The organism is Nostoc sp. DedQUE04, from assembly GCF_034530995.1.
In the GTDB taxonomy this organism is placed as follows: domain Bacteria; phylum Cyanobacteriota; class Cyanobacteriia; order Cyanobacteriales; family Nostocaceae; genus Nostoc.
The window spans coordinates 1-7,184 of record NZ_JAVRCA010000128.1 but is presented as its reverse complement, the minus strand read 5'-3'; the positions used below and the strand labels follow the sequence as shown (position 1 = coordinate 7,184).

Here is a 7,184-nt window from a genome sequence, read left to right as displayed (position 1 = left end):
TTATTTCTTCAGTCTAACTTAGTTTGTGGTTCAATTACCTGAAAATAGCTGTAACCCAAAGAATAGCCACTGCCCTAAATACCCATTCCAGTAAGGCTCACCATTAGCAACGCCAACAGCCTCGCTAACTTGGGAGACTAACTCACTGTAGAACTGACCAGCACTGTCGAGTCTAAAACGCAGCTTCAGGTGTAACCCCTTCCATCTAAGGACAAGAGGATCTTCTACTTGGGTAAATGTTTGGGGAATTGTCAAGAGATTCCGTGTCAATAGCCCTACCTATTAAGGGATGTTTGAGTTTGTACTGTCTAACAGAATATGAATTACGGAAGTAGCCTTTTATAAGGAATTAAGCCCGCAAATGTGTAAGTTACCTGCTCTGCCAATGGCTTATTCCTATTCATCAGCCAGATTAATAACTTATTTATAAATGAGAATTTCCTAAAAGACTTTATCTGTAAACCAGCATTGAGGTCTGGCTCAAAGTACAGTTGATAAAGACGCTGCCAATTTTCAGATGCTAATTCTGGGCTAGTACTCATATTAATCGCTTGGGTCACGTATAAGCCGCTGAGAATAGCATTTGCGATCCCTTCACCAGTCAAAGGATCTGTCAAATTTGCAGCATCACCAATTTTAAAAACTTTGCCATAACTGACGGTGTTAGCTAGTTTTGCGGTAGCTAAGGGATAAGCTTTAGGTTTTTGCTGACTAACTACTAAACTTAAAAGTTCTTTTGTAGCCTGATTACGCTGCACAAATTCATTGAAAAGCCGAATAATGTTTGTGTTGTTCTTTTGATATTCATCTATCCATACTCCCACACCAACATTGAGCTTGACTAATTCTGAGTCTACCGCTACGGGAAATATCCAACCATATCCATTAACCCCAAGAGTTTTATCAAAGTAAATTTGAGCTTTTGAGAGATAGGTTTTTGGAAAATCTGCGACTTTTATATTCCAGTAAGCTCTAATTGCGATCGCATTGCCTTCTCCTGCATATACACCGCGTGCATCAATTATGTAATCAAAATCACTATAAAGTTCTTGGTGATAGCGTTGAATATCGCTAATCCTCTGCGTTTTAGCTACACACCCTGCATTGATTGCTTTTTCATAAAGAAGATTGTCGAATATAAATCTAGGTATGCAATAGCCTTTAAGGTCAGTGGGGCACAGATGGCTAATGTCGTTTGAAACTCCGAGCAGAAACCCATCGATTTGAGCGTACTCAGAGGCTAAACGTTTGATGTCCTGTGGATATATTCCCATCGTGGATAATGCTTGAACCGCTCCAAGGCTGACTCCATCTCCACAAATCTTATCTCTGGGAAAACAGTCTTTATCTATAAGCATGACTTGATGTCCGCTTTTGGCCAAGTGATAACCTGCGGAACACCCTGCTGGCCCTGCCCCAAGGACTACAATTTTAGACATTATTAAATCATCCTTATTAGAATTTGTCTTTATCCATGAACATAGTTTAAAAGGATGCTAACAGTTTTACAAACTCATGAATTGCTTTCTTATTTTTTAGAAAAGTAATAAATAACAAGCTTATATTGGACTTTCAGATGATGGATATGCTTGCTTCTTTATAACTAATATCTAGTTAGTTATATTTTTTAGTACATCAGACTACTTATACTAAGATTTTTTGATACCGAATCCGAGCCATAATCATAATATTCCACATAAAAAAGAGTGATGAACCGCCACATGAACGGAGAATTTTCTTTGCAGTTTTTTTAATGTTTTTCTGTTCGTTAACTTTTTCATCAGCCAGATAAACACCTAATAAAGCTCGATTAATCATTCGATGAAACTGCTTATGTGGTAAACGAGAAACAGCTCGATCAGCCTGTTTAAGAAAATAAGCAAATCGTTCGCTTATTTCTTGCCCATTATTATAGTAAGCACAGAAGTTTAAATCCCCACCTATGCGGTCTTCTTCTTGGTCGATAAAATAGTCAAGTAGGATATGAAGCCCCTGAACCCAAGGAAAGTAGCTGGTTTTAACTTTTGTAGCTAATTCCTCGGAGCAATCTGGATCGCTTGCATAAGCTACAAGGCAAAAAATTCCTAATGTTGAGCCAGTAGAAGCTGAAAATTCATACCACTTCATTTGAGGAATTTGGTTACGATGTCTTTCAAACCATGCTTCTAAGCGAGGAACCCGCTCGTTAACTTGAACGTGTTTATGAACTTGTAAATCACAATAATAATCAGCCAGATGATATAAACTAGGGGCAATTACGTGATAGGACGGTAGCTCTTTTAATACATTTTGACAAGTTTTTACTAATTCCATCAGATAGCCGCCATCGTCTTGCTCTTGACGAAATTGGTAGTAATTAATGCATTTAGCGCTAGGTGTCAAAGCATCTAAACAAGCTTGATGGAGAGTACGAAAATCTTTCGGTTCTAAGGAAGTACTGCGATCGCATAGGTTATCTAAATAATCGCTAATTGTTTGATAAGCAACAATAAAGCAGATTATTTGCTCAATTTCTTGTTTGGCAAGTAATCCATAGATAGAACCACCTTCACAGTGGAAATCTTTAGTTTTTATACTTAGTAAAGCCTGTTTACGTAATTCGGGATTAGGAATTAGTTCAGCTTTTTTCTTCCAGAATTCTAAATGTTTATGAACTCGTGGAATAACATCATAATAGATTCTCAGCATCAGCATGGCAGAACTAGATGGAACTTGCAATGCCAAAGCTTTTGAGAGAAAATCTTTGATGTTTTTATTATGATTATGATCCTGAGTTATGAGCATTATTCTTTTTTATCAAGATTAATCATTAGCTGTTTTTTACAGTAAACTTTAAAAACTTAAAATTTACCTATCCTTTGAAACAGGTTGGATTAAAATACTATGTATAATTAGACATACTTAATAAGTTATGAATAGTAATTTGTGGGAAAATTGGCTTGCTCGAAGCTAATGATTTCCCTAGAAGTGATAAAAATCGAAAAGAGTAATTGCCTCTATCCACCTAAGTTAGAGATGTGAGACAGATAAGGACGAGGGTTATTCTGGTTTTTATTGGCGTGATGATTTCATGTTGTTGTAAATATCTCCACTCAGGCCATTACTGCTATTGCTATCGGTTATGGGTTTGCGCTGGCAATCTGTTGCCAGTACTCTGCTTCTAGTCGTCATTGTTTCGACGTACTGTACATGATCTACACAGCGCATAGCCAATCGCACACCACAGACGTACACCCGTCAATAAAGTTAACCCAAAGAGAGCCACTGCCCCAAATACCCATTCCAGTAAGGCTCACCATCAGCAATTCGCGAAGGTTAAGTATAAATAAGCTCGCTCATTTTTTAGGAAAGTAGACAGTAATCTTAAGAGTGTTCGCTCATAACTTAATAGTTAAATAGATCGCAAATTACCTCGAATCATCTGTTAATTCAGCAACACCCCGATCACCATGCTATCGACACTTTATTCTCTCTGGCACTGGCTAAAAGTGGGTAGTCCGAGCCTACTTATCATTTCCCTTGGTTTGATATCGCATCCTACGGAAGCTTGGGCTTGGAAGCCAACCACCCATGTCTACCTTGGTAAACAGGCTCTTGATGATGCCTTAGAGGACGGCAAAGTTACGATTCCTCGGGTGAACTATGATAATGGGCAAATTATTGGAGAAGTCGGTACCTACCAAGTCGATCCCAGCATTCTTGCCGCCCTCCGCAGCCATGCCCCCCAATACCGTGCTGGAATTTTGGGACCCGATGCCTATCCCGACATCTTAACTGGGCAGCAAGTGATACACCCATCCTCGTCAGATACGGGAATTACCGGGGGGTCGGATGCTTGGCTGACCTATCTATGGAACCGCGCAAACGTCACTAATACCGCAGCAGTTCGGGCGTTTACGGTGGGCTACCTTACCCATGCGGCTGGGGATATGTACGGTCATACCTTTGTCAATAATTTATCGGGCGGCTCCTTTGCCATCACGCCACCCGCAGGGCCTGCCAATGCAGTGAAGCATATCGTTCTAGAGGGCTATATTGATAAACGTATAGATGCCAGTGCCCTGGATGCCAATTTTTTTAATGTCAGCATTAGTGGTGTTGACGACTTTATTTACCAAAACATGGTCGATGCTCGACCGGGAACATCTCTGGATAGTCAGCTACTGCGATCTGGAGGTAATGGCACAGAGTTTTCCATTCCTCGGATTTATTCGACCTTGCGGGCTAATCTCCAGCGCGATATCGATGCTTACTATGCCAAAAAAGCGGACTATGATCGCCGCGCCAACGCCTGTCGCCCCTTGGACTTTAGTTGTAGCCGAGTGGCCATCCTAGCTGAAAAAGCGGCCTACGTCGCCGCTAATGGGATTCAAGTCACCTACAAAGAAGCATGGCAGGATGACATTGACAGTGGTCTTCGGGCTTGGCCTGAGGTTAGCCATGAGGTGGCAAAGGCACTGTTTTTTAACCCCGGTCGATCGGCAGACACGCAACAAGCGGAAAATGTGTTGCAGCGATATGTCACGGATCATTTGCTGTCAATGTCAGGAGCTCCTGATTTTGTCGGTCTGACTGTTGGTGTAGTCAGCGATATTATCGACGCAATTACACCAAACTTTCTTCTCGAACCGATCCGTAAACTGAAGGAAGACCTGCTGAATACGTTGCTAAAGTCTGCGATCGGTATGACCAAGCAGGAACTGAAGGAATACCTTACAAGCCCAGACCAATACTTCAATCAGGTATTGGGTAGTGGAGCCGGCGAAAATACCAGCTTGCAACGCTTCAACGCCGATTACCTGAAGATCAACGATACGGGCTACACCAACCCCAGCGAATACTTTAATCCCAATGTGGTGCCTGCAACCTACAACACGATCCTTATGAGCAAACTGATTCTGCTGAGTCAAAGTGAAGTGAATCGTCTACTGAGCGATCTGGGAAGTTCTGCGCGTCTCCAACAGCCGAATGTCATGCTGGGGTTTATTAACACCCTGGATGGCGACAATCAGTGGTCGAATGGCATGGTTTTTGCCCAAGATTGCAACGCTTATCGCCAGATTTTTATGAAACAGCCTAATGAAAAAAGCTCTTGTTCTCAATAGATGTGCCGATGTCTGAATTAGGTAATCCAAGAACAATGAAGAAAGATTCCACGCAATTAACGATTGGGCAGGCAGGAATGGTTACGTGGGGGCATTCCCTAACTTTTATCAAGCAGACTATAACGATGGTCGGGGAGTTGTTTTTGGCGTTATTGCTTTGAACAGTGGGGTAGCCAGAGCAATAGATGTGCCCAGTAACAGTCTGAGATAAGAAAAGAGTATTCACACATAAGTGGGTGCTTTAATCTAAAATTCCAAGTAATCCCAGATGTCTTCATATACCGCATAGTAATCATCCACGAACTGGACAGTTTTGACTATCAACAGTCATAATGTCCAGATGATTCAAGCTACCGTCACCTCCACATCAACATTGCCATGAATAGCTTTCGAGTAGGGACAGAGCTTGTATGCTTGAGCAACCACCTGTTCAGATTTCTCTCGGTCTTCTCCAGGAAGAGCAACAGTTAATTTTGCAGACAGTATGTATCCACCATCGCCTGGATCTCTGCCAATGGTTACAGCACATGTAACCGTGACAGTTGAAGCATCAATACCTGCTTTTGTTGAAACCAAAGCCAGTGTTCCATGAAAGCAGGCTGCATAACCTGCTGCAAAAAGTTGCTCTGGATTGGTTCCTTGCCCGTGTCCACCAAGTTTAGTCGGAAAAGCAAGGTTCAAGTCGAGTAAGCCATCGTCACTACGAGCATGACCCGACATCCGTGCATGTCCTTCTTGCCCTGGGGTTACAGTGACCACAGCCGTATACAAGGGCTTCATCACAGCACCTTCGTACTGTTGCCCTAGTTGTTGCATCAGTTCTTTTGTATTGGGATTCATCAATCCTCCTTGATCAGTAGAGGCTCATTCCAGTAACCTAAAAGTTTATTGGGCTACCCTACCTTGCGTTTGTCCACAGATAACGCTAAGTCAAATCGATTCTATATTCAATACCTTAGCCAAAATAAGAGGATGAAGAGAGAGCCAGTGTAATAGAGTTATTGTCTTCGCATAAATTTCCAAGGTTGGGTGCGATCGCAAACTTTGAAGAGATAGGGCTGCCGTAGTAGAGTTATTGTCTCTCACAACGACAACTCAAACACTACAAGCAGCCCATGCCCGATATCTTATCACTCCTGCAATGCCTGCTACCACAGATCAACGCGACAACCATGCGGCAATTTAACCAAATAATTCTGGCTATGTTAGCGATGAGCGGACGAGTCACGATGTTAGGAATGTCCCGTTGGGCAGGCATTGGTGGTAGTTATCGGACGATGTTGCGATTTTTTCATACAGTAATACCTTGGGCTACATTGTTTTGGTTATTTTTCCGCAAGCATTTGTTCCGTGCGAATGAGGTATATTTGCTTGCAGGAGATGAAGTTGTAGTTAGTAAGGCAGGTAAAGAAACTTATGGGTTGGATAGGTTCTTTTCCAGTCTGATCAGCAAACCTATATCAGGAATATCTTTCTTCACATTGTCATTAATAAGTATTGAGCAAAGGCACTCATTTCCAATTGGGATAGAACAGGTGATAAAGAGCAATGTAGAAAAAAGTAACCCATCACCAACCCCAGAAATAAACAAGAAAGAGAAACGTAAGCGTGGACGGCCAAAAGGAAGCAAGAACAAGAATAAAACAGAGGTAGTTCTTACATCTGAATTACTAAGAATTAAGAAGATGATTAATGAGTTACTCAAGTTAATAGCTAACTTGATACCCCTGACTTATTTAGTTTTAGATGGTCATTTTGGAAACAATAATGCTTTGCAGATGGCTCGACAGGTAAACTTGCATATAATTTCCAAGTTACGCCACGATTCAGCATTATACATACCTTACCAAAATCCTGACCCCAATCATCGTTCACGCCGGAAATACGGAGATAAACTGGACTGGCGTAATATTTCTGATGAATATTTGCGTCAAAGTATTATTGAAGAGGATATCCAAACCGATACTTACCAAGCTGGTTTACTGCACAAAGAATTTGCCCAGATACTGAATGTAGTTATTTTGGCTGAAGGGGTGACAAAGAAGCTGAAGCCAAGGAAATACAAGAATGTGACCGTTT

Annotated in this window: 6 protein-coding genes; 2 read left to right on the top strand and 4 right to left on the bottom strand. The window is 41.6% G+C overall.

Annotated features, from left to right (window positions below; genetic code table 11):
• Nucleotides 1–30 precede the first annotated feature (30 nt).
• From RM049_RS38930 to RM049_RS38920, 3 genes are all read right to left on the bottom strand, one after another.
• The gene (locus tag RM049_RS38930) at nt 31–270 is read right to left on the bottom strand and encodes a hypothetical protein (RefSeq protein ID WP_322708069.1); all 240 of its coding nucleotides are present in this window, start codon (nt 268–270) and stop codon (nt 31–33) included.
• A gap of 53 nt (nt 271–323) precedes the next feature.
• Entirely contained in the window at nt 324–1,439 is a 1,116-nt protein-coding gene (locus RM049_RS38925) for an FAD-dependent oxidoreductase (protein WP_322708068.1), read from the bottom strand.
• A gap of 205 nt (nt 1,440–1,644) precedes the next feature.
• On the bottom strand, nt 1,645–2,784 hold the full coding sequence (locus tag RM049_RS38920) for a tetraprenyl-beta-curcumene synthase family protein (RefSeq protein ID WP_322708067.1): 1,140 nt from the start codon (nt 2,782–2,784) through the stop codon (nt 1,645–1,647).
• A gap of 665 nt (nt 2,785–3,449) precedes the next feature.
• Between RM049_RS38920 and RM049_RS38915 the strand changes: the two genes are divergently transcribed.
• Entirely contained in the window at nt 3,450–5,105 is a 1,656-nt protein-coding gene (locus tag RM049_RS38915; protein WP_322708066.1) for a hypothetical protein, read from the top strand.
• 345 nt (nt 5,106–5,450) lie between these two features.
• Here RM049_RS38915 and RM049_RS38910 read toward each other — a convergent pair whose 3' ends face one another.
• A complete protein-coding gene (locus RM049_RS38910) occupies nt 5,451–5,945 on the bottom strand; it encodes an organic hydroperoxide resistance protein (RefSeq protein ID WP_322708065.1) in 495 nt (164 codons plus the stop codon).
• A 275-nt stretch (nt 5,946–6,220) separates the two neighbouring features.
• Here RM049_RS38910 and RM049_RS38905 point away from each other — a divergent pair.
• Nucleotides 6,221–7,184 (top strand): transposase (locus RM049_RS38905; RefSeq protein WP_322708064.1); only part of this gene is annotated, 964 nt, incomplete at its 3' end.